Below are 21,113 nucleotides of genomic sequence, written 5' to 3'. Positions count from 1 at the left end.
TTCTCTGGCAGGCTGATTCGTGCCTGGATGTTGCTGAGAGAGGCCGTGGGCTTTTCTACTGAAAATTTGCCTCCGGCCATAGAATCTCCCACAGGGACCGCACAGCTCCTGAGAACTGCACAATACCTGTGGGAGCGGGTTCACCCGCGAAAGGGCCGAGCCTGGAAAACCCTAATCCAGCAAATCCAGCTGCAAATGCTCAGCCACCATGTCGGCACTGGCCTGTTTGAGCTTGGGAACCCGCCCCAGACATGGCGCGGGCAAACGCTCAGCCAGGCTGGCAAGGTTCTCTTCCAGCCGCGAAGTACGCGGCTCGATGATGTTCGCCACCCACCCCGCCAACTGCAAACCGTCACGCTCGATCGCCTCGGCGCTGAGCAAGGCATGGCTGATACAACCCAACCTCACCCCTACCACCAGGATAACCGGCAGCTTCAAGGCAACAGCCAGATCAGACAGGTTCTCCAGCCCTGACAACGGCACGCGCCAGCCACCGGCCCCCTCTACCAAGGTGAAGTCGGCATTTTGTTGCAACACATTGCGCATCGCCGCCAGCAACTCCGGTACCGCCAGCGTCACTCCCGCTTCGCGAGCGGCCACGTGCGGAGCAATCGCAGGCTCGAAAGCAAACGGGTTGACCTGCTCATACGGCAGCTTGATGGTGCTTTCATCAATCAGCGCCTGGGCATCGCTGTTGCGCAACCCTTTAGGCGTCATCGTGCACCCGGAAGCAACCGGCTTGGCCCCCAACGTGCTCATGCCCTGCAAGCGCGCCGCATGCAAAAGCCCGGCGGCGATGGTGGTCTTGCCGACATCGGTATCGGTACCGGCAATGAAATAGGCCTGGCTCATCTCGCTCCCCTTACCCCAGTGGCTTGCGCAACACACCATAGACCACCTGATAGGTGGCTGGCAGCCCCTCGGGCTGGCGAAATGCTTCATAGGCCTGCAACAGACCCTGCATCCGCGCCCGGCCAGTAAGGCCGGAAGGGCGGCCCGGGTTCAGGTTATGGGCACCCAGCGCCTTGAGCTCGTGCGTCAGGCTGCGCACATCCGGGTAATGCAGCACGTGCGGGCGACGCTGCAACTCAAGCGGTTCGAAGCCGCTGGCAGCGCACAGGCGCTGATAGTCTTCGAAACGGCGGAAACGGTTCACATGCACCAGGCCGTCCACGGCCTGCCAGCTGGCACGCAGTTCGTCGAGGGTGCCCACGCAAAGGCTGCTGAACGCCAGCACGCCTCCCGGGCGCAGTACCCGCAACGCCTCTGCAAGCACGCTGGCGAACTGATCGCACCACTGCACGGCCAGGCTGGAAAACACCAGGTCGACACTGCCATCACACAGCGGCAAGCGCTCGGCATCGCCAGCCACGTGATACTGTGCCCCGCCCCGTTCATGACGGGCATGGCGCAGCATGCCTTCGGCAATATCCACCGCCACACCACTGCTCTGTGCGAAACGCTCGGCCAGCACGCGGCTGAAATGGCCGGTGCCGCTGCCCAGGTCCAGCCAGTGCGAGGGCTGCAAGCCTGCCGGCAACTGCTCCAGCAGGTTCAAACCTACAGCACGCTGCAAGGCCGCCACGCTGTCGTAGCTGGCCGCAGCGCGGGAGAACGAGGCCGCCACCTGGCGTTTGTCGGGCAATGCGCCTGGGGTTGGACGGGATAGGTCAGTCATCGCCACTCTCATGCAGGAAACTCTTGATGCCCGCCGCCAGCTCCTGCGGATACTCCAGCAGGAACGCGTGGGAACTGTCTTCAACCAGGCCCACTTCCACATCGGGCAGCAGCTCGCTCAACGCTTTTGCCGCCTCTGCCGGCACCAGTGCGTCGCTGCCGGCGAACAGGTGCAACTGCGGGCCGCCATAGGCCTGTAGCGCTTCGCGGGTGTCCAGCCTGGCCAGCACTTCCAGGCCGGTGGCCAGGTACAGCGGGTCGGTATCCGGCACGCCGACACCCAGCTGACGTAGCAGCGTGCGTGGCTGCTGCGCGCCATCACTGCACAAGGTACGGAAGCGCTTGAGGGTGACCTGGGTATGGCTGCGACAGCCATCGAGGAAGGTGCCGAAAGTGTCTTCGGCCATGCCGTGGGGCCAGCCTGGGCGGGCCACGAAGCTGGGGTTGCTGGCCAGTGTCAGCAGGCCGCAGCAATGGTCACCGCGCTTGTGCGCCAGCGCGCTGGCCAACATGCCGCCCAGCGACCAACCACCCAGCCACACATCGTTCGGCAGCTTGCGATCAAGGTGATCTACCCATGCCTGAACATCACTGTCGGCCAGCTCGGGCAGGGGCATCAGCTCTACCTGCAAGCGGGCATCCTGGGCGCGCAGGCTGGCGGCCAGCGGCTCCAGTGAAGCAGTGCCCAGGCCCCAGCCGGGCAGCAGTACAAGGCGATTACGCATCGGCGTTCTCCAACTGTGGATAACACTCGGCCAATGCATTCAACAATAGCTGCACCTGCGCCTCGCTGTGCGCGGCACTCAATGTAACCCGCAGGCGGGCGCTGCCAGCCGGTACGGTAGGCGGGCGGATTGCCGTCACCAGCAAGCCGCGTTCGCGCAACATGCGCGACAGGCGCAGGGCCTGTGCACTGTCGCCGATCATGATCGGCTGGATAGGCGTCGGGCTGTCCATCAGTTGCAGCCCGATCAGCCGTGCGCCTTCGCGGAACTGGCGGATCAACGCCGCAAGGTGCTCACGGCGCCAGGTTTCGCGGCGCAGCAACTCCAGGCTCTTGAGCGTGGCGCAAGCCAGCGCCGGTGGCTGGCTGGTGGTGTAGATGTAGGGACGGGCAAACTGCACCAGCGCCTCGATCAGCTCTTCGCTGCCCGCCACGAAGGCACCTGCGGTACCGCAACCTTTGCCCAGCGTGCCGATCAGCACCGGCACGTCATCTACGCCAAGCCCGAAGTGCTCGACGATGCCACCGCCCTGAGCGCCAAGCGTGCCCAGCCCATGGGCATCGTCGACCATCAGCCAGGCACCGCGCGCCCGGGCCACATCGGCCAGCGCCGGCAGGTCGGCCAGGTCGCCGTCCATGCTGAACACGCCATCGGTCACCACCAGGGTGTTGCCGACGGCCTTGTCCAGGCGGCTGGCCAGGCTGGCCGGGTCGTTGTGCAGGTACCGGTTGAAACGGGCGCCACTGAGCAGCCCGCCATCCAGCAGCGAAGCATGGTTCAAACGGTCTTGCAGCACCGTGTCGCCCTGCCCCACCAGCGCGGTGATGGCGCCGAGGTTGGCCATGTAGCCGGTGGAGAACAGCAGCGCGCGCGGGCGCCCGGTGAGTTCGGCCAGCGCCTCTTCAACCTGGTGGTGCGGCGTACTGTGGCCGACCACCAGGTGCGAGGCACCACCACCGACACCCCAGCGCTCGGCGCCAGCCTGCCAGGCGGCGATCACTTCGGGGTGATTGGCCAGGCCCAGGTAATCATTGCTGCAAAAGGCCAGCAAACGCTGGCCGTCGACCACCACTTCCGGCCCTTGTGGGCTTTCCAGTAGCGGCCGCTGCCGATACAGGTCTGCGGCGCGCCGTTCGGCCAGGCGCGCCGCCAGGTCAAAGGCCATGTCAGGCCGATGCAGCGTTGTAGAACATCTCGCTGCTGCGCTGTTCGACCAACGCCTGCTCGATGGCCGCCTGGTGCACCTCGTCGGCGTGCTCTTCACGTGCTTCGGGCTTGATGCCCAGGCGTGCGAACAGTTGCATGTCCTTGTCGGCCTGCGGGTTGGCAGTGGTCAGCAGTTTTTCGCCATAGAAGATCGAGTTGGCGCCCGCCATGAAGGCCAGGGCCTGCATCTGCTCGTTCATTTGCTCGCGGCCGGCGGACAGGCGCACGTGCGACTTGGGCATCAGCAGGCGGGCCACTGCCAGCATGCGGATGAAATCGAACGGGTCGACATCCTCTTCCTCGGCCAGCGGAGTACCGGCCACCTTGACCAGCATGTTGATCGGCACCGACTCCGGGTGCTCGGGCAGGTTGGCCAGCTGGATCAGCAGGCCGGCGCGGTCGTCCAACGACTCACCCATGCCCAGGATGCCGCCGGAGCAGATCTTCATCCCGGCGTCACGCACATACGCCAAGGTCTGCAGGCGCTCGCTGTAGGTGCGGGTGGTGATGATGCTGCCGTAGAACTCCGGCGAGGTGTCGAGGTTGTGGTTGTAGTAGTCCAGGCCAGCCTGGGCCAGGGCCTTGGTCTGGTCCTCGTCGAGCTTGCCAAGGGTCATGCAGGTTTCCAGGCCCATGGCCTTCACGCCTTTGACCATTTCCAGCACGTAGGGCATGTCTTTGGCCGACGGGTGTTTCCAGGCTGCGCCCATGCAGAAGCGGGTAGAACCGATGGCTTTCGCCCGTGCAGCTTCTTCCAGCACCTTCTGCACTTCCATCAGCTTCTGTTTTTCCAGCCCGGTGTTGTAGTGGCCGGACTGTGGACAATATTTGCAATCTTCCGGGCAGGCGCCGGTCTTGATCGACAGCAGGGTCGAAACCTGCACCCGGTTAGGGTCGAAATGCGCGCGGTGCACAGTCTGCGCCTGGAACAGCAAGTCATTGAACGGTTGCTGGAACAGCGCCTTGACCTCGGCCAGGGACCAGTCGTGACGTGTTGTTGCAGTTGTGCTGGCGCTCATCGGCGTTTCCTTGTTTAGGCTGAAGCTGGCGCCGGGGCAGGAAAGCCTGCCAGCGCATCACGGATAGCTCGCATAGTCATGGAAGGCCTATGAACTGTCAACCACACTTGAAAAAGCTGGTTTACAAGTGCTCACTTATTAACCAGTCATGCTTATTGTGCGATGAACCAGCCGAGCAGGCATACCCACTGTGTATCGCCTGCGAGCAGGAACTGCCCTGGCTGGGCGATCAGTGCCTGCGCTGCGCCCTGCCACTGCCCATGGCTGGCCTGACTTGCGCCCAGTGCTGCCGCGACTTGCCGCCCTACGATCAAGTCATTGCGCTATGGCAATTCGGCTTTCCGGTCGACACCCTGGTCAGCCGCTTCAAGCACAATCGGCAATGGCCCCTGGGGCGGTTGATGGCTGAACTGCTGGGGCATGGGCTGCTGCATCGCTTTGCCGAAGGGCTGCCACGCCCTGACCTGCTGTTGCCAGTACCCTTGGCCAAACGTCGACTGCGCGAGCGGGGGTTCAACCAGGCCGGGATGCTCGGGCGGTGGCTTTCCTCTCAACTGGGGCTACGCTGCGACGAGCGGTTACTGGTGCGCACGCGCGATACACCTGCGCAACAAAAGCTGGATGCCAAAGCAAGGCGACGTAACTTGCAACAGGCGTTTACAACCACAGGCGGTCTGGCAGACCAGCATGTCGCTGTCGTCGATGATGTGTTGACCACCGGCGCCACCGCTCAGGCGATTGCCCAGGTATTGCGCAAGGCCGGGGCACGGCGGGTAGATGTCTACTGCCTGGCGCGCACGCCTAAACCGGGGTATGCATGACTCGGAATGGGCACTCCATCTGTAGGAGCGGCCTTGTGCCGCGATCGGGCTGCGCAGCAGCCCCAGCGATCTCTGCCCAGGCAGAAACCGTGGGGCCGCTACGCGCCCCTTTCGCGACACAAGGCCGCTCCTACACACTACCCACCTTCAGGCCTCACAACGACCGGATGCCCATGCCCCTGCCCACCCTCCTCACCCAGCACATCGCCCGCCGCCCCCAGCGCATTGCGCTGTTGCAGCACATCGCCGAGCAAGGCTCGATCACTCGCGCCGCGAAGGCTGCGGGCATCAGTTACAAGGCCGCCTGGGATGCCATCGACGAGCTCAACAACCTGGCCAGCCAGCCCTTGGTCGAGCGCAGCACGGGGGGCCGTGGTGGCGGTGGTGCGCGCCTGTCACCGGAAGGTGAGCGGGTGCTGCGTCTGTATCAAAGGCTGCAGGCGTTGCAGGCGCAAATACTCGAAGCTGCCGAAGAGTCCAGCGACCTCGACCTGCTCGGGCGGCTGATGCTGCGCACCAGCGCACGTAACCAGCTGCAGGGCCAGGTCAGTGGGCTGCGCCGGGAGGGCCGGTATGACCGCGTCAGCCTGGCCTTGGGCGGTGGGCTGGAGATTGATGCGCTGATCACGCATGACAGTACCGCGCGGCTGGAATTGACACTGGGCACGATGGTGGTGGCGTTGCTCAAGGCAGGGTGGGTGCGGTTGCTGGCGGAGGGGGAAGAAGCCGAAGCGGGCGGTAATTGCTTGAGTGCAACGGTGGAAGAAGTATTGGCAGAGGATGACGGGCCCAGTGAAGTCAGACTGGCGCTTGGGAATGGGCAGACGCTGTGTGCGATTGCCGAGGCGGATTGGCTGGTCGGGCAGCGGGTGGTGGATGGCAGCGCGGTGCGGGTGCAATTTCATCCGTCTTATGTGTTGATTGGGGTTCCTGCGTAGCCTGTGCTTGCCTCTTCGCGGGTAAACCCGCTCCCATAGGCCCAGTGCAGGCTTCAGATTCTGCGCCCTCCCTGTGGGAGCGGGTTCACCCGCGAAGAGACCGGCACCGGTATAACGCTGTACCATGGGATCCATGCCGCTTACCCCCGGAGCCCCCATGTCCCACCCCTTCGACACCCTCACCCCCGACCTGGTCCTGGACGCCGTGGAGAGCATTGGCTTCCTGAGCGACGCCCGGGTGCTGGCATTGAACAGCTATGAAAACCGTGTCTACCAGGTAGGCATCGAAGACTCGCAACCCCTGATCGCCAAGTTCTACCGCCCCGGGCGCTGGAGCGATGAAGCCATCCTCGAAGAACACAGCTTCACCGCCGAACTGGCCGACTGCGAAGTGCCGGTGGTGGCGCCCATGCAGCACGACGGCCGCACCTTGTTCGAACACCAGGGCTTTCGCTTTACCCTGTTCCCCCGCCGCGGCGGCTACGCCCCGGAGCCAGGCAACCTCGACCAGTTGTATCGCCTGGGCCAACTACTCGGCCGCCTGCATGCCGTAGGCGCCAGCAAACCGTTCAAGCACCGTGAAGCCCTGGCTGTGGACAACTTCGGCCATGCCTCGCTGAACACCTTGCTTGAAGGGGGATTTGTCCCACGCGAGTTGCTGCCAGCGTTCGAATCCGTGGCCCGCGACGTGCTCAAGCGTGTCGAGGACATCTACGCCCACACTCCGCACAACCTCATCCGCCTGCACGGCGACCTGCACCCTGGCAACCTGATGTACCGCGACGAGGCATACCACGTGGTCGACCTCGACGACTGCCGCATGGGGCCGGCGGTGCAAGACCTGTGGATGATGCTGGCCGGCAACCGCGAAGAACGCCTGGGGCAACTGGCCGAGCTGATCGACGGCTACAACGAGTTTCATGACTTCGACCCGCGCGAACTGGCCCTGATCGAACCCCTGCGCGCCTTGCGCCAGCTGCACTACAGCGCCTGGCTGGCACGGCGCTGGGACGATCCGGCGTTCCCGCCCAGCTTCCCCTGGTTTGGCCAGCCACGTTATTGGGGCGACCAGATCCTCGCCCTGCGCGAACAGATGGCAGCGCTGGATGAAGCACCGCTGAAATTGTTCTAGAAGCACGCCGGCCTCTGTCTACAATAGGCGTCGCTTTATTTAGCTACCTAAGCAAGGATTCTGCATGCACGCCGCAAACCCGCGTCGCGGGTACATACTGGGCCTTAGTGCCTACATCATCTGGGGCCTATTCCCCCTGTACTTCAAGGCTATCCAGAACGTTCCGGCAGTGGAGATCATTGTCCACCGGGTACTTTGGTCAGCACTGTTCGGCTCACTGCTGCTACTGGTGTGGAAACACCCTGGCTGGTGGCGTGAATTGCGTGACAACCCACGCCGCCTGGGCATCCTGGCGCTGAGCGGGGCGCTGATCGCCGGCAACTGGCTGACCTACGTATGGTCGGTGAACAACGGCCGCATGCTTGAGGCCAGCCTGGGCTACTACATAAACCCACTGATCAACGTGCTGCTGGGCATGCTGATTCTTGGCGAGCGGCTGCGCCGCCTGCAATGGCTGGCGGTGGGCATGGCGGCTGTGGGTGTGGCCCAGCAAGTATGGCAAGTGGGCAGCCTGCCCTGGGTGTCGCTGGTACTGGCGCTGAGCTTCGGCTTCTATGGGCTGATTCGCAAGCAGGCGCCAGTGGCAGCATTGCCGGGCCTGGTGGTGGAAACCTGGATGCTGGTGCCGCTGGCACTTGGCTGGATGCTGCTGCACCCGGCGGCGATGAGTGCCCAGGGTGCGTTCTACACCAGCAGCGAGGCGCTGTGGCTGATGGCCGCTGGGCCGGTGACGCTAATACCGTTGGTGTGCTTCAACGCGGCGGCGCGCCACCTGCCGTATACCACGCTGGGGTTCCTGCAGTACCTGGCGCCGACCCTGGTGTTGCTACAGGCGGTACTGCTGTTTGATGAGCATTTGTCGTCGAGCACCTTGGTGGCGTTCATGTTCATCTGGGCGGGTTTGGCGATTTACAGCGTCGATGCGTGGCTGAGTTTGCGCAAGCGCAGCTGATCAAGAAATGATCAAAACTCTGCAGGCCATGTAGTTCGTGGCTTGCAGAGACATCTCCAAAGGTTACCCACACCCTCGTCCCCGTGCTTTGTGCACAAGGTGCTGATTTCTGGGTGTTTTTTGAGCAAAGCCGTGTAAGGCGCGCGGGGCCTGGGCTGGAGAGGGGAACCCCCAGGTTATCCACAGGGCCTTCCCCGTGATATCGGGATAACCGAAGGGGGCTGCTTTGCAGCCCATCGCGACACAAGGCCGCTCCTACAGGGGAACGCGTAACCCTTGTAGGAGCGGCCTTGTGTCGCGATGGCCGCGAAGCGGCCCGGCAATCTTGGATCAATCCTCCGGCCGCAACTTCAACTCCACCATCAAGTCGTCCGCCAGGCTCTCCAGCTTCTGCTGCAAATCCTCCAGCGACAGGGTCAACGGCAATGCCAGCAAGGCATCGGCATGGAACAGTGGCTCGCTGCTCATGGGTGCCGGCCGCACCTCAGTGGTAAACCGCTCAAGGTTCACCCCCAGATCCGCCAGCAGGCGGGTGATATCACGCACGATCCCCGGCCGGTCATTCCCCACCAGTTCCATTGCAATCGGCTTCCAGGTACACGAAGGCTCAATCCCGCTTTCGGCAATCAGAACCCGAATGTCATACCTGGCCAGGGCCTGCAGCGACGCCACCAGTTCAGTGTAATTCTCAGCCGGCACGGCCACCCGCAGAATGCCGGCAAACTGCCCGGCCATACGCGACATGCGGCTCTCCAGCCAGTTGCCACTGTGGTCGGCAATACACTGGGCAATGCGTTCAACCTGCCCAGCCTTGTCGGGGGCTATTACAGTCAGTACAAGATGATCCACAAACCCTTCCTCGTGTCGGACCGCGCCGTGTGGCAGAAAATCGGGGGATCGACTGAGTATAGGCAAGGCGCGGCAACCTGCCGCAGGGCAATCAGCATAGCCAATCGTGTACTGTTTCAAGATTTATCTGGAACAATCCACCTGTTTTTTGCGAACATACCCACTCCCAGCGTGACCATACGCGACCAACGGGTCGCATAACGGCGCTTTTAGTCTGATTTTGCCCCGCCTACTGCATCATGTAGTATCCCGTGGCGCGGACTACAAAACGTCGTTTGGATGTCTGCCAAGGCGCCTGTGAAAATACGCACACTGCCCGCCAGCCCGTCTGGCAGGCTGCACCCAGCCGCGCTCGGGCTCAACCCCGGGGGCAAGCACTGGTACGTGTTTAGAGAAGCGCTACAGGCTTAATACAGAAGAGCGAAATAGCTGAGCAGAGTGAGGCAAGCAATGACTGGATACGTTCAAGTCGGTGGCCTTCAGGTCGCCAAGGTCCTGTACGACTTCGTGAACAACGAAGCCATCCCCGGGACCGGCATCGTCGCCGAGCAGTTCTGGGCGGGTGCAGAGAAGATCATCAATGACCTCGCTCCAAAGAACAAAGCCCTGCTCGCCAAGCGCGACGAGCTGCAAGCCAAGATCGACGCCTGGCACCAGGCACGCAAAGGCCAGGCACACGATGCCGTAGCCTACAAAGCATTCCTCCAGGAAATCGGCTACCTGCTGCCACAAGCCGACGATTTCCAGGCCACCACCCAGAACGTGGACGAAGAAATCGCCCACATGGCCGGCCCGCAGCTGGTTGTTCCAGTGATGAACGCCCGCTTTGCCCTGAACGCCGCCAACGCCCGCTGGGGTTCGCTGTACGACGCCCTGTACGGCACCGATGCCATCAGCGATGAAGGCGGCGCCGAAAAAGGCCAGGGTTACAACAAAGTGCGTGGTGACAAAGTCATCGCCTTCGCCCGCGCCTTCCTCGACGAAGCTGCGCCACTGGCCGCCGGCTCGCACGTCGATTCCACCGGCTACCGCATCGAAGGCGGCAAGTTGATTGTTGCCCTCAAAGGCGGCAGCAACAGCGGCCTGCGCGACGATGCCCAACTGGTCGGCTTCCACGGCGATGCCGCTGCACCGACTGCCGTGCTGCTGAAACACAACGGCCTGCACTTCGAAATCCAGGTCGATGCCAGCACCCCGGTTGGCAGCACCGACGCCGCCAGCGTGAAAGACATCCTGATGGAATCGGCACTGACCACCATCATGGACTGCGAAGACTCGGTTGCCGCCGTCGACGCCGACGACAAGGTAATCGTCTACCGCAACTGGCTGGGCCTGATGAAAGGCGACCTGGCCGAAACCGTGAGCAAGGGTGGTAAAACCTTCACCCGCACCATGAACCCGGACCGCGAGTACGCCGCGCCAAACGGTGGCAGCGTGACCCTGCATGGCCGTTCGCTGCTGTTCGTGCGTAACGTTGGCCACTTGATGACCAACCCGGCGATCCTCGATGCCCAAGGTAACGAAATCCCCGAAGGCATTCAGGACGGCCTGTTCACCAACCTGATCGCCCTGCACAACCTCAACGGCAACACCAGCCGCAAGAACACCCGCAGCGGCAGCGTGTACATCGTCAAGCCGAAGATGCACGGCCCGGAAGAAGTGGCATTCGCCGCCGAAATCTTCAGCCAGGTCGAAGACCTGCTGGGCATGAAGCGCAACACCGTCAAGGTCGGCATCATGGACGAGGAGCGCCGTACCACGGTCAACCTCAAGTCCTGCATCAAGGCAGCCGCCGAGCGCGTGGTGTTCATCAACACCGGCTTCCTCGACCGCACGGGCGATGAAATCCACACCTCGATGGAAGCCGGCGCCGTGGTGCGCAAGGGCGCCATGAAAAACGAGAAGTGGATCGGCGCCTACGAGAACAACAACGTCGACGTTGGCCTGGCCACCGGCCTGCAAGGCCGTGCGCAAATCGGCAAAGGCATGTGGGCCATGCCCGACCTGATGGCCGCCATGCTCGAGCAGAAAATCGCCCACCCGCTGGCCGGTGCCAACACCGCCTGGGTGCCGTCGCCGACTGCCGCCACCCTGCACGCCCTGCACTACCACAAGGTAGACGTACAGGCCCGCCAGCGTGAGCTGGCCTCGCGTACCCCGGCGTCGGTGGACGACATCCTGGCCATCCCGCTGGCTGCCGACACCAACTGGTCGGCTGAAGAGATCCGCAACGAGCTGGATAACAACGCCCAGGGCATCCTTGGCTACGTGGTTCGCTGGATCGACCAGGGCGTGGGTTGCTCGAAGGTGCCGGACATCAACAACGTCGGCCTGATGGAAGACCGTGCCACCCTGCGTATTTCGGCCCAGCTGCTGGCCAACTGGCTGCGTCATGGCGTGGTCAGCCAGGAGCAGGTGCTGGAAAGCCTCAAGCGCATGGCCGTGGTGGTTGACCAGCAGAACGCCAGCGACGCCCTGTACCGCCCGATGGCGCCGAACTTCGACGACAACGTCGCGTTCCAGGCGGCTATCGAGCTGGTGGTGGAAGGTGGCAAGCAGCCGAACGGTTACACCGAGCCGGTGCTGCACCGCCGTCGCCGCGAGTTCAAGGCGCGTAACGGGTTGTAAGTTACACCTGCGTAAGGGGCCGCTTTGCGGCCCGATCGCGACACAAGGCCGCTCCTACAGGGATATCGCAAATATCAAATCTTGCGCTGCACCTGTAGGAGCGGCCTTGTGTCGCGATCGGGCTGCAAAGCAGCCCCTCTCAGCCTCACTCGATCTTCAATTCTTTCTTCACCAGCTCCAGCAACTTGCCCAGGTCTACCGGCTTGAGCAGGAAATCCACCACCCCCAGGTGCATCACGTCCACCGCCTCTTTTACATCGGTGTCGCCCGACACCACGATGATCGACAACGCCGCCCACTTCGACTCACGTATCTGGCGGATCAAGTCCATCCCGTCCCAGGGCGCCATACGCAGATCCGTGATCATCAGTGCGATCCTGGGCTCCCAATGCAACTTCCATAATGCCTCTTGGGCACCGTCGGCGATCATGCTGTCGATACCCCTGCTTTTCAGGAAATAGCCAAGGGCCTCGCTGTTCACTGGATTGTCATCAACGATCAGGACCAACGGCTTGGGCGCCACAGGCGCGCTCACCACGGCCAATGCCTCCCGTTCGGCGTCGCTCAGGATGTCGGTTTGCTCGGGCATGGCCATCTCGTCAAAAAAATTCCGCTTCAGCATTAGGACCACTTTACTTGCGTAACCCGGTTCGCCTTTCGTCGGGTCTTTGACAGGGGCGCTCATAGACTTACGTCCAATGGGCACCACACCGCCGCAAGCCGACCATGGAGGCAGAGAACAACAAGGCCGGCACCTATATATAGATATATATAGTTCGGCATAGCGATACGGTCAGTTTCATGAGCAAAAAGGACGCCTACAGCCAGGCGGGCAGGACGGCAGTGCTGCAGAACATCCAGGGCACCTTGCAGTTCCTGCAGCGCTTTCCGCCGTTCAACCAGATGGAACACAGCCATCTGGCCTACCTGGTCGAACAGTGCCAGCTGCGTTTTTATGCCAGCGGCGAAAGCATCGTCAAACCTGCCGACGGGCCGGTCGAGCACTTCTACATCGTCAAGCAGGGCCGGGTGGTTGGCGAGCGCCAGCACCTGGTCAAGCCTGGCGTGGAGACCACCTTCGAGATCACCAGCGGCGAGTGTTTCCCGCTGGCTGCGTTGCTGGGCGAGCGGGCAACCCGCACCGAGCACCTGGCCGGCGAAGACACCTTCTGCCTGCAACTGAACAAGGCCGCGTTCATCCGCGTGTTCTCGATGTCTGATGTGTTTCGGGATTTTGCCTTGCGCGGGGTCAGCAGCCTGCTCGACCAGGTCAACCAGCAAGTGCGCCAGCGCGCCGTAGAGACCCTGGGCACCCAGTATTCGCTCAACACCCCCCTGGGCGAGCTCGCCATGCGTCACCCTGTGGTGTGCGATGCAGATACCCCCCTGCGCGAAGCCGTGCGGCTGATGCACGAACAGCAGGTCGGCAGCATCGTGGTGGTCGACCCGCAGCGCTACCCCATCGGTATCTTTACCCTGCGCGACCTGCGCCAGGTGGTGGCCGCGACCGACGCCGACCTGGGCTCGCCGATCGAGCGGCACATGACGGCCAAGCCCTTCTACCTCAGCCCCCAGGCCAGTGCTTTCGACGCGGCCATGGCCATGACCGAGCGGCATATCGCCCACGTGTGCCTGGTGGAGAACCGCCGCCTGTGCGGGGTGGTTTCGGAGCGTGACCTGTTCTCGCTGCAGCGGGTCGACCTGGTGCACTTGGCGCGTACCATCCGTCACGCGCCACGGCTGGACACCCTGGTCTCGCTGCGTGGAGAAATCAGCCAGCTGGTCGAGCGCATGCTCGCCCATGGTGCATCGTCCACGCAGATTACCCAGATCATCACCCTGCTCAACGACCACACAGTGTGCCGGGTGATCGAGCTGGCGCTGGCCGAGCGCGGCGACCCGGGCGTGCCGTTCAGCTGGCTATGCTTTGGCAGCGAAGGGCGCCGCGAGCAGACCCTGCACACTGACCAGGACAACGGCATCCTCTTCGAAGCCGCGAACAGTACCGAAGCTGAAACCCTCCGCGCCCGCCTGCTACCGCTGGCGCAGTACATCAATCAGTGCCTGGCCCAGTGCGGGTTCACCCTGTGCAAAGGCAACGTCATGGCCGGCAACCCGCAGTTGTGCCTGTCGCGCAGTGAGTGGGCGCAGCGGTTTGCCGGTTTTGTCCGCGAAGCCAGCCCGGAGAACCTGCTGGGGTCGAGCATCTACTTCGACCTGCGCGTGGTATGGGGCGACGAACAAGGTTGCGAGCAACTGCGCCAGGGCTTGCTCGAGCAAGTGGCAGACAACCGCATATTCCAGCGCATGCTGGCCGACAATGCCTTGCGCCAGCGCCCACCCGTGGGCCGCCTGCGCGAGTTCGTGCTGACCCGACAAGGCAACGACAAGGCTGCCACCCTCGACCTCAAGGTCCAGGGCCTTACACCCTTCGTCGACGGCGCCCGGCTGCTGGCCCTGGCTAATGGCATCGGCGCCTGCAATACCCTGGAGCGGCTGCGCCTGCTGGTGGCCAAGGGCGTGATCGAAGCGCTGGATGGCGCGGCCTATGAAGAGGCCTACCACTTCATCCAGCAAGCCCGCATGCAACAGCACCAGCGCCAGGCCCGCGTCAACCTGCCGTACTCCAACCGGCTCGACCCGGACAGCCTCAACCACCTGGACCGGCGCATCCTGCGCGAGTCCCTGCGCCAGGCCCAGCGCCTGCAAAGCAGCCTGGCCCTGCGGTACCAGCTATGAGCCTGTTTGCCTGGCTGCGCCCCAACGCGCCCGAACTGGACCACACCACACGCCAGCGCCTGGCCCGGCTGCCCAAGCCCGCAGCGCTGGGTGTGTGCAGCTTGCGGGAGCAGCGCTGGGTGGTGCTGGACCTCGAAACCAGCGGGCTCAACCCCAACCGTGACCAGGTGCTGTCAATCGGGGCTGTGGCCATCGAAGATGGCGCCATCGACTTTGCCCAGCAGTTCGAGCGCACCCTGCACCGGCCCTTGCAGAAGACCAACGCCAGCGTGCTGATCCACGGCCTGGGGCCTGGCGCTCTCGCGGCTGGCTGCGATCCGGCCCAGGCACTGCTGGATTTGCTCGATTTCATCGGTGATAGCCCGGTACTGGCGTTTCACGCGCCGTTCGACCAGCGCATGCTGGCCCGGGCATTGAAAGAGAGCCTTGGCCATCGCTTGCAGTCTGTTTTCCTCGACGTTGCCGAGTTGGCGCCATTGCTCAACCCCGATACCGTACTGCGTGAAGCCGGGCTGGATGACTGGGTGGCGCGCTTTGGCTTGCAGGTGGAAGAACGCCACCATGCCAGCGCCGATGCCCAAGTGACCGCCGAATTGGCGTTGATCCTGTTCAGCCAGGCCCGGCGCCAGCAACTGGACAGCCCGTTGCAGTTGGAGCAGCGGCTGCGTGGGTGGCGGCGGCGCAAGCTGCACAATCACGGGCTGTAGGTTTGCATTGGCCTTGCAGGCCTCTTCCATGATGGCAATCCGATAAGCGTCCATTGCACCCACCCCCTCCCCTCTGCAACAATCGCGAATAATTATCGTTAGTTAATGCATACGTTCCGGGGGGACGCTGCTTGTCTTCAGCACAGAGCCCACACGCCGATCTGGTCGGTGCGCTGTACCGCGACCACCGCAGCTGGCTGCTCGCCTGGCTGCAGCGCAGCATGGCCTGCCGCCAACGTGCCGAAGACCTGAGCCAGGACACCTTCGTGCGCCTGCTCGGCCGTGAGCAACTGGACACACCCCGCGAACCCCGCGCCTTTCTCGCTGCCGTGGCCAAGGGCCTGATGTTCGACCACTTCCGCCGCGCCGCACTGGAGCAGGCTTACCTGGCCGAGCTGGCATTGATCCCGGAGGCCGAACAGCCCTCGCCGGAAGTGCAGTACCTGATTCTCGAAGACCTCAAAGCCATCGACCGCCTGCTCGGCAAGCTGTCGAGCAAAGCCCGCGCGGCGTTCCTGCACAACCGCCTGGACGGCATGGGCCATGCCGAAATCGCCGAGCGCCTGGGGGTTTCGGTATCGCGGGTGCGCCAGTACCTCGCCCAGGGCATGCGCCAGTGCTATGTGGCGCTGTACGGGGAACCGACGTGAGCAACGCACCGGTTTCGTCGCAGGTGCTGGAAGCCGCCATCGCCTGGAAACTCAGCCTCGACGACGCCAGCGGCACGCCCGACGAAGGCGGTGAATTCTTGCGCTGGCATGCCGCCAGCGAGGAACACGCGCGCGCCTGGCGCCAGCTCGGCGCCATGGACCAGCGCGTCAGCGCAGCCACCGGCCCGGCACGCCAGGCCCTGCTGCAATCACGCGTCAGCCTGCGCCGACGCATCGGCAAGGCCGGCAGCGGGCTGGCCGGCATGTTCCTGCTCGGCTCGCTGCTGGCCTGGGTCGGCGCACCGTCATTGGCGCCCAGCTACTGGCTGGCCGACCAGCGCACCGCTACCGGCGAGCTGCGCACCCTGCGCCTGGAAGACGGCACACTGCTGAGCCTGAACACCCACACCGCCGTGGATATCGACTACGAGGGCGAGCAGCGGGTCATTGTGCTGCACCAGGGCGAAATCTCGGTGGAAACCGGCCACCAGGACCCGCGTCCGCTGCTGGTGCGTACCGACGATGGCCGCCTGCGGCCTTTAGGCACCCGCTTCCTGGTACGACGTGAAGAACACGGCACGCGCCTGGAAGTACTGCAAGCCTCGGTGGCTGCCATGCCATACAACAGCGGCGACGAACAAGTGCTGCGCGAAGGCCAGCAGGTGCTGATGAACGCCAACGGCCTCGGCCAGGTCGGCACGGTGCCAGCCGGTGCCGATGCCTGGACCCGCGGCATGCTGGTGGTGGACAACGTGCGCCTTGGCGACCTGCTGGCCACGTTGGGCCAGTACCGCAGCGGCTACCTCGGGGTCGATGCCAAAGTCGCCGACCTGCGGGTGACCGGCAGCTTCCCGCTGACCGACATCAACCTTGCGCTTGAATCGCTGGTGCCGGCATTGCCGGTGAAGATCGAGCGGCATACCCAGTGGTGGGTCAACGTCGTTCCCAAGTAAACCTGTACCGGCCTCTTCGCGGGTAAACCCGCTCCCACAAGGACTGCGTAGTCCTTGGAACCTGTGTGATACCTGTGGGAGCGGGTTCACCCGCGAAGAGGCCGGTACAGGCAAAAACACCGCTCAAATAATTCTCACTTTTTTTCAGATTCGCCCTGTCACTTCTGAAATCTCGTTCGGCAAGGAATCAATAAACACTTATCTATCGAGGAGTCGCCGCATGTCCCGTGCTGTTGATCGTATCCTGCGCCCCAGCCTGTTGGCCCTGGCCATCGGCCTGGCCGCCCCATTGGCCAGCCCTGTCCTGTTCGCCGCCGAACAATCCACACCGCGCGCCTACGACCTGCCGAGCGCTCCTCTGGCTACCACGCTCAACCAGATCGCCAGCCAGGCCGGCATCGCCCTGGCCATCGACCCGGCCCTGGTCAGCGGCCGCACTTCGGCCCCGGTAAGCGGCCAGTACAACGGCCTCGGCGCCCTGCAAGCGGCCCTGCGCGGCACCGGCCTGCAGCTGCAACAGAGCAGTGTTGGCAGCTACAGCCTGGTAGCGGTGCCGGATGGCGCCCTGGCGTTGCCGGAAACCACGGTCAATGCAACCAGCGCTGGCGAAAGCGCCTGGGGCCCGGTCGAAGGCTACCTGGCCAAGCGCACCGCTGTGGGGACCAAGACCGACACCGCCTTGGTCGAAGTACCGCGCTCCATCTCCGTTGCCACCCGCCAGCAAATGAGTGACCGCGGCGTGCACAGCCTGGATGATGCCGTGCGCTACATGCCAGGCATCGTCTCCGCCAGCTTCGGCAGCGATACCCGCTATGACTGGATGCGCGTGCGCGGTTTTGAGCCAACCCAGTTCCTCGATGGCTTGCCACTGCCTCGCGGCGTCTATGCCAACCCGAAAGCCGAAACCTGGAACCTCGACCGCCTTGCACTGCTGCGCGGCCCGGCATCCTCCACTTATGGCCAGACCCCGCCCGGTGGCCTGCTGGACATGGTCAGCCGCCGCCCGCAGGCTGAAAGCGCCCATGAAATCGAAGTGCAATACGGCAGCGACAACCATCGCCAGATCAACTTCGCCAGCACCGGCAAAATCGACGACGAAGGCCGCTTCCTGTATGGCGTCAGCGGTGTGATCCGTGACAGCGGCACGCAGATCGACCACGTCGATAACAAGCGCTACAACATCGCCCCGAGCCTGACCTGGAACATCGACACCGATACTACCCTGACCTTGCTCACCCAGTTCACCCGCGACGATACCGGCATCACCAGCCAGTTCCACTCGATCCAGGGCACCAAGATCGACATGCCATTCGGCAAGATCTCCCACCACAAGAACCTGGGTGATCCGAACTACGAGTTCTACGACCGCACCTATTACGCGCTCGGCTATGCCTTTGAGCACCGCTTCAACGATGTCTGGCAGTTCCGTCAGAACCTGCGCTATACCAAATCGGACCTGGCGTTCCAGGCAATCACCGTCAACAGCTACATCCCTGCCTTCGCAGATTTCGGCTTTGTCGTGGACGACGAGGGCAACACCGGGCGTGGCACCACCAATGTTGACGAAGACATCAGCCAGTTCGCGGTCGACAACAACTTCCAGGGCGACTTCGCTACCGGCGCTGTCAACCACACCCTGCTGATCGGCCTCGACCACCAGCGTAGCAATACCAACTACCTGGCCATCTTCGGCAGCGCGCCAGGCGTGAACGTCAACAACCCGGTTTACGGTTTGCCGATCACTCGCCCTGACCGCTCCACAGCATTCTACGACTACGACCAGAAAACCCGCCAGACAGGCATTTACGTACAAGACCAGATGGCCCTCGACAAGTGGCGCCTGACGCTGGGTGGGCGTGAGGACTGGGTGCACACCGGCACCAAGTTCTTCAACCAGGGCGACGCCACCAATACTCAACGCGACAAGAAATTCAGCGGCAACGCTGCAATCAGCTATGTCTTTGACTCGGGCTTTGTACCGTACCTGTCTTACGCCGAATCGTTCCAGCCAAGCAGCAATGCCAGTGTTAGTGCCGAGGACTCGTTCAAACCTACCGAAGGCAAGCAATGGGAACTGGGTATCAAGTACCAGCCACCAGGCTCCAACACCTTGCTGTCGGCAGCGGTCTATGACCTGACCCAGAAAAACGTCTCGGTCACCAACAACGTCGGCAATGTCACCGTCACCAGCCAGACCGGCGAAGTGAAAGTCCGTGGCCTGGAGCTTGAAGCTGTTTCCGATGTCACCGAGAACCTGAAAGTGACTGCGGCTTACACCCTGGCCAAATCTGAAGTCCAGGACGGCCTGTACAAGGGCAATCGCCTGCAGCTCATGCCTAACCAGCAAGCTTCCCTCTGGGCCGACTACACCTGGCACAGCGGTGTGCTCGATGGCTTCGGCGTCGGCGCCGGCGCCCGCTACACCGGCAACACCTACGGCGACCAGGCCAACACCTACCTGGGCAAAGCCAATGCCTACACCGTGTTTGATGCCTCCGTGCACTATGACCTTGGCCGTTTGAGCACCAGCCTGAAAGGGGCCTCGGTTGCGGTCAATGCCACCAACCTGTTCAACAAGGACTACATTTCGACCTGCGATTCGTTCTACTGCTACTACGGCGACGAACGCAGCGTAGTGGCCAGCGCCAACTATAAGTTCTGAGTGAGCCGGGGCCGCTTTGCGGCCCTTTCGCGACACAAGGCCGCTCCTACAGGAGTACGCGCTCCCCTGTAGGAGCGGCCTCGTGTCGCGAAAGGGCTGCGCAGCAGCCCCTGACTTTCGTCAGGCAAAAATCGGTACCGTGATGAAAAGCACAACCATCCGCCGCTGGTCGGTGGTCCACACCTGGAGCAGCCTGGTCTGCACCCTGTTCCTGTTGTTGCTGGCAGTTACCGGCCTGCCGCTGATCTTCCACCACGAACTCGAACACCTGCTCGGCGACGCCCCCGAACTGCGCGCAATGCCGGCAGATACCCCGCACCTCGACCTGCAGCAGCTGGTGCTCAAAGCCGAGCAGCACCGCCCCGGCGAGGTCATGCAGTACTTCGGCTACGACGAAAACGAACCCAATGGCGTGGTAGCCATTACCGCTGCCACCGCTGGCACCGACCCCAACCTTTCGCACACCTTCATGCTCGACGCCCGCACCGGCGAAGCCGTGGCCATGCCGGCTGCCAACGGCGGCTTCATGATGATCATGCTGCGCCTGCACGTGGACATGTTCGCCGGCCTGCCCGGCAAACTGCTGCTGGCCTTCATGGGCGTGCTGTTCATCGTCGCGATCATCTCCGGTACTGTGCTGTACGCACCGTTCATGCGGCGCCTGGACTTCGGCACCGTACGCCAAGACAAATCCCGCCGCCTGCGCTGGCTCGACCTGCACAACCTGATCGGCGTGGTCACCCTTGCCTGGGCACTGACCGTTGGCGTGACCGGGGTGATCAGCGCCCTGTCCGACCTGGTGATCGCCGCCTGGCGTAATGACAGCCTGGCCGCCATGGTGGCACCTTACCGCGACGCCCCACCGCTCACCGAGCGCGCACCCGCTACCCGCCTGCTGGAAATTGCCGAACAGGCCGCCCCCGGCATGCGCCCGGACTTCATTGCCTTCCCCGGCACGCGCTTTTCCAGCGAGCACCACTATGCGGTGTTCATGAACGGCGCCACGCACCTGAGTTCGCACCTGTTCACGCCGGTGCTGATCGATGCCCGCACCCTTGAAGTGACAGCGGTCGGTGAACGCCCCTGGTACATGGATGCCATGGGCCTTTCCCAACCGCTGCATTTCGGCGATTACGGTGGGCGGCCCATGCAGATCCTGTGGGCGGTACTCGACGTGCTGACCATCATCGTGCTCGGCAGTGGCGTGTACCTCTGGCTGGGCAAGCATCGCCGCCCCCGCGAGGCCAAGGCATGAGCCACCGTTCGCAATCCACCGCCAAGGTTTTTGCCTGGCCGGCAGCCATCGCCGTGCTGGGCGCGCTGGGGCTGTTCGCTGCCCTGCTCGGCGACGGCGCCTGGGACGCACTCGCCTGGCTTGGCCTGGGCATACCGGCCTGGCTGGGCCTGCGCGGCCTGTGGCGGTGAAGTAGCCGCTACCGCCCTGCCTCTGCGCGC

At 63.3% G+C, this 21,113-nt stretch carries 19 protein-coding genes; 12 read left to right on the top strand and 7 right to left on the bottom strand.

Features of this window, described 5'->3' with window-relative positions; all coding sequences use genetic code 11:
- Window positions 1-171: 171 nt before the first annotated feature.
- The 5 genes from bioD to bioB are packed head-to-tail and all read right to left on the bottom strand — an operon-like array spanning window position 172 to window position 4,627.
- Window positions 172-852, bottom strand: coding sequence for a dethiobiotin synthase (gene bioD / locus ACQKPZ_RS18330; RefSeq protein WP_427540781.1), 681 nt, complete (start codon window positions 850-852; stop codon window positions 172-174).
- 10 nt (window positions 853-862) lie between these two features.
- Entirely contained in the window at window positions 863-1,678 is an 816-nt protein-coding gene (bioC, locus tag ACQKPZ_RS18325; RefSeq protein WP_427540778.1) for a malonyl-ACP O-methyltransferase BioC, read from the bottom strand.
- The gene (locus tag ACQKPZ_RS18320; protein ID WP_391136627.1) at window positions 1,671-2,402 is read right to left on the bottom strand and encodes an alpha/beta fold hydrolase; all 732 of its coding nucleotides are present in this window, start codon (window positions 2,400-2,402) and stop codon (window positions 1,671-1,673) included. Before ACQKPZ_RS18320 ends, bioC begins: the two co-directional genes overlap by 8 nt.
- Entirely contained in the window at window positions 2,395-3,567 is a 1,173-nt protein-coding gene (gene bioF, locus ACQKPZ_RS18315) for an 8-amino-7-oxononanoate synthase (RefSeq protein ID WP_427540775.1), read from the bottom strand. Before bioF ends, ACQKPZ_RS18320 begins: the two co-directional genes overlap by 8 nt.
- Before the next feature lies 1 nt (window position 3,568).
- The gene (bioB, locus tag ACQKPZ_RS18310; RefSeq protein WP_300026833.1) at window positions 3,569-4,627 is read right to left on the bottom strand and encodes a biotin synthase BioB; all 1,059 of its coding nucleotides are present in this window, start codon (window positions 4,625-4,627) and stop codon (window positions 3,569-3,571) included.
- 89 nt (window positions 4,628-4,716) lie between these two features.
- On the opposite strand from bioB, the gene ACQKPZ_RS18305 reads away from it, so the two are divergent.
- The 4 genes from ACQKPZ_RS18305 to rarD all read left to right on the top strand — a co-directional run bounded on the left by ACQKPZ_RS18305 (window position 4,717) and on the right by rarD (window position 8,470).
- Window positions 4,717-5,448: a ComF family protein gene (locus ACQKPZ_RS18305; protein ID WP_427540772.1), complete on the top strand. Its 732-nt coding sequence runs from the start codon at window positions 4,717-4,719 to the stop codon at window positions 5,446-5,448.
- A 173-nt stretch (window positions 5,449-5,621) separates the two neighbouring features.
- Window positions 5,622-6,386: a TOBE domain-containing protein gene (locus ACQKPZ_RS18300; protein WP_427540770.1), complete on the top strand. Its 765-nt coding sequence runs from the start codon at window positions 5,622-5,624 to the stop codon at window positions 6,384-6,386.
- Window positions 6,387-6,543: 157 nt separating this feature from the next.
- Window positions 6,544-7,518: a serine/threonine protein kinase gene (locus tag ACQKPZ_RS18295; RefSeq protein WP_427540767.1), complete on the top strand. Its 975-nt coding sequence runs from the start codon at window positions 6,544-6,546 to the stop codon at window positions 7,516-7,518.
- A 64-nt stretch (window positions 7,519-7,582) separates the two neighbouring features.
- Entirely contained in the window at window positions 7,583-8,470 is an 888-nt protein-coding gene (gene rarD / locus ACQKPZ_RS18290; protein WP_427540764.1) for an EamA family transporter RarD, read from the top strand.
- A gap of 330 nt (window positions 8,471-8,800) precedes the next feature.
- Here the strand turns inward: rarD and ACQKPZ_RS18285 are convergent, their stop codons facing one another.
- Window positions 8,801-9,319: a glycine cleavage system protein R gene (locus ACQKPZ_RS18285; protein WP_427540761.1), complete on the bottom strand. Its 519-nt coding sequence runs from the start codon at window positions 9,317-9,319 to the stop codon at window positions 8,801-8,803.
- A 450-nt stretch (window positions 9,320-9,769) separates the two neighbouring features.
- Here ACQKPZ_RS18285 and ACQKPZ_RS18280 point away from each other — a divergent pair, with 450 nt between their 5' ends.
- A complete protein-coding gene (locus tag ACQKPZ_RS18280) occupies window positions 9,770-11,947 on the top strand; it encodes a malate synthase G (RefSeq protein ID WP_427540758.1) in 2,178 nt (725 codons plus the stop codon).
- 145 nt (window positions 11,948-12,092) lie between these two features.
- Here the strand turns inward: ACQKPZ_RS18280 and ACQKPZ_RS18275 are convergent, their stop codons facing one another.
- Complete coding sequence (locus tag ACQKPZ_RS18275; protein WP_427540755.1) at window positions 12,093-12,632, bottom strand: response regulator; 540 nt, start codon at window positions 12,630-12,632, stop codon at window positions 12,093-12,095.
- 116 nt (window positions 12,633-12,748) lie between these two features.
- On the opposite strand from ACQKPZ_RS18275, the gene ACQKPZ_RS18270 reads away from it, so the two are divergent.
- The 7 genes from ACQKPZ_RS18270 (at window position 12,749) to ACQKPZ_RS18240 (ending at window position 21,083) form a co-directional block, all read left to right on the top strand.
- Complete coding sequence (locus ACQKPZ_RS18270) at window positions 12,749-14,686, top strand: DUF294 nucleotidyltransferase-like domain-containing protein (protein WP_427540752.1); 1,938 nt, start codon at window positions 12,749-12,751, stop codon at window positions 14,684-14,686.
- Window positions 14,683-15,393, top strand: coding sequence for a 3'-5' exonuclease (locus ACQKPZ_RS18265; RefSeq protein WP_427540749.1), 711 nt, complete (start codon window positions 14,683-14,685; stop codon window positions 15,391-15,393). Before ACQKPZ_RS18270 ends, ACQKPZ_RS18265 begins: the two co-directional genes overlap by 4 nt.
- Before the next feature lie 131 nt (window positions 15,394-15,524).
- Window positions 15,525-16,043, top strand: coding sequence for an RNA polymerase sigma factor (locus ACQKPZ_RS18260; RefSeq protein ID WP_300026860.1), 519 nt, complete (start codon window positions 15,525-15,527; stop codon window positions 16,041-16,043).
- A complete protein-coding gene (locus ACQKPZ_RS18255) occupies window positions 16,040-16,996 on the top strand; it encodes a FecR domain-containing protein (protein WP_427540746.1) in 957 nt (318 codons plus the stop codon). The genes ACQKPZ_RS18260 and ACQKPZ_RS18255 overlap by 4 nt, the downstream gene beginning before the upstream one ends.
- Before the next feature lie 220 nt (window positions 16,997-17,216).
- Window positions 17,217-19,658 (top strand): TonB-dependent siderophore receptor, encoded by a 2,442-nt coding sequence (locus ACQKPZ_RS18250; protein WP_427540743.1) that lies wholly within the window; start codon window positions 17,217-17,219, stop codon window positions 19,656-19,658.
- Window positions 19,659-19,800: 142 nt separating this feature from the next.
- Window positions 19,801-20,913, top strand: coding sequence for a PepSY-associated TM helix domain-containing protein (locus tag ACQKPZ_RS18245; protein WP_427540740.1), 1,113 nt, complete (start codon window positions 19,801-19,803; stop codon window positions 20,911-20,913).
- Entirely contained in the window at window positions 20,910-21,083 is a 174-nt protein-coding gene (locus ACQKPZ_RS18240; protein ID WP_391136581.1) for a hypothetical protein, read from the top strand. The genes ACQKPZ_RS18245 and ACQKPZ_RS18240 overlap by 4 nt, the downstream gene beginning before the upstream one ends.
- Window positions 21,084-21,113 lie beyond the last annotated feature (30 nt).

This window comes from Pseudomonas sp. NPDC089547 (genome assembly GCF_050280665.1).
In the GTDB taxonomy this organism is placed as follows: Bacteria; Pseudomonadota; Gammaproteobacteria; order Pseudomonadales; family Pseudomonadaceae; genus Aquipseudomonas.
This window is presented reverse-complemented; position numbering and strand designations above follow the sequence as displayed.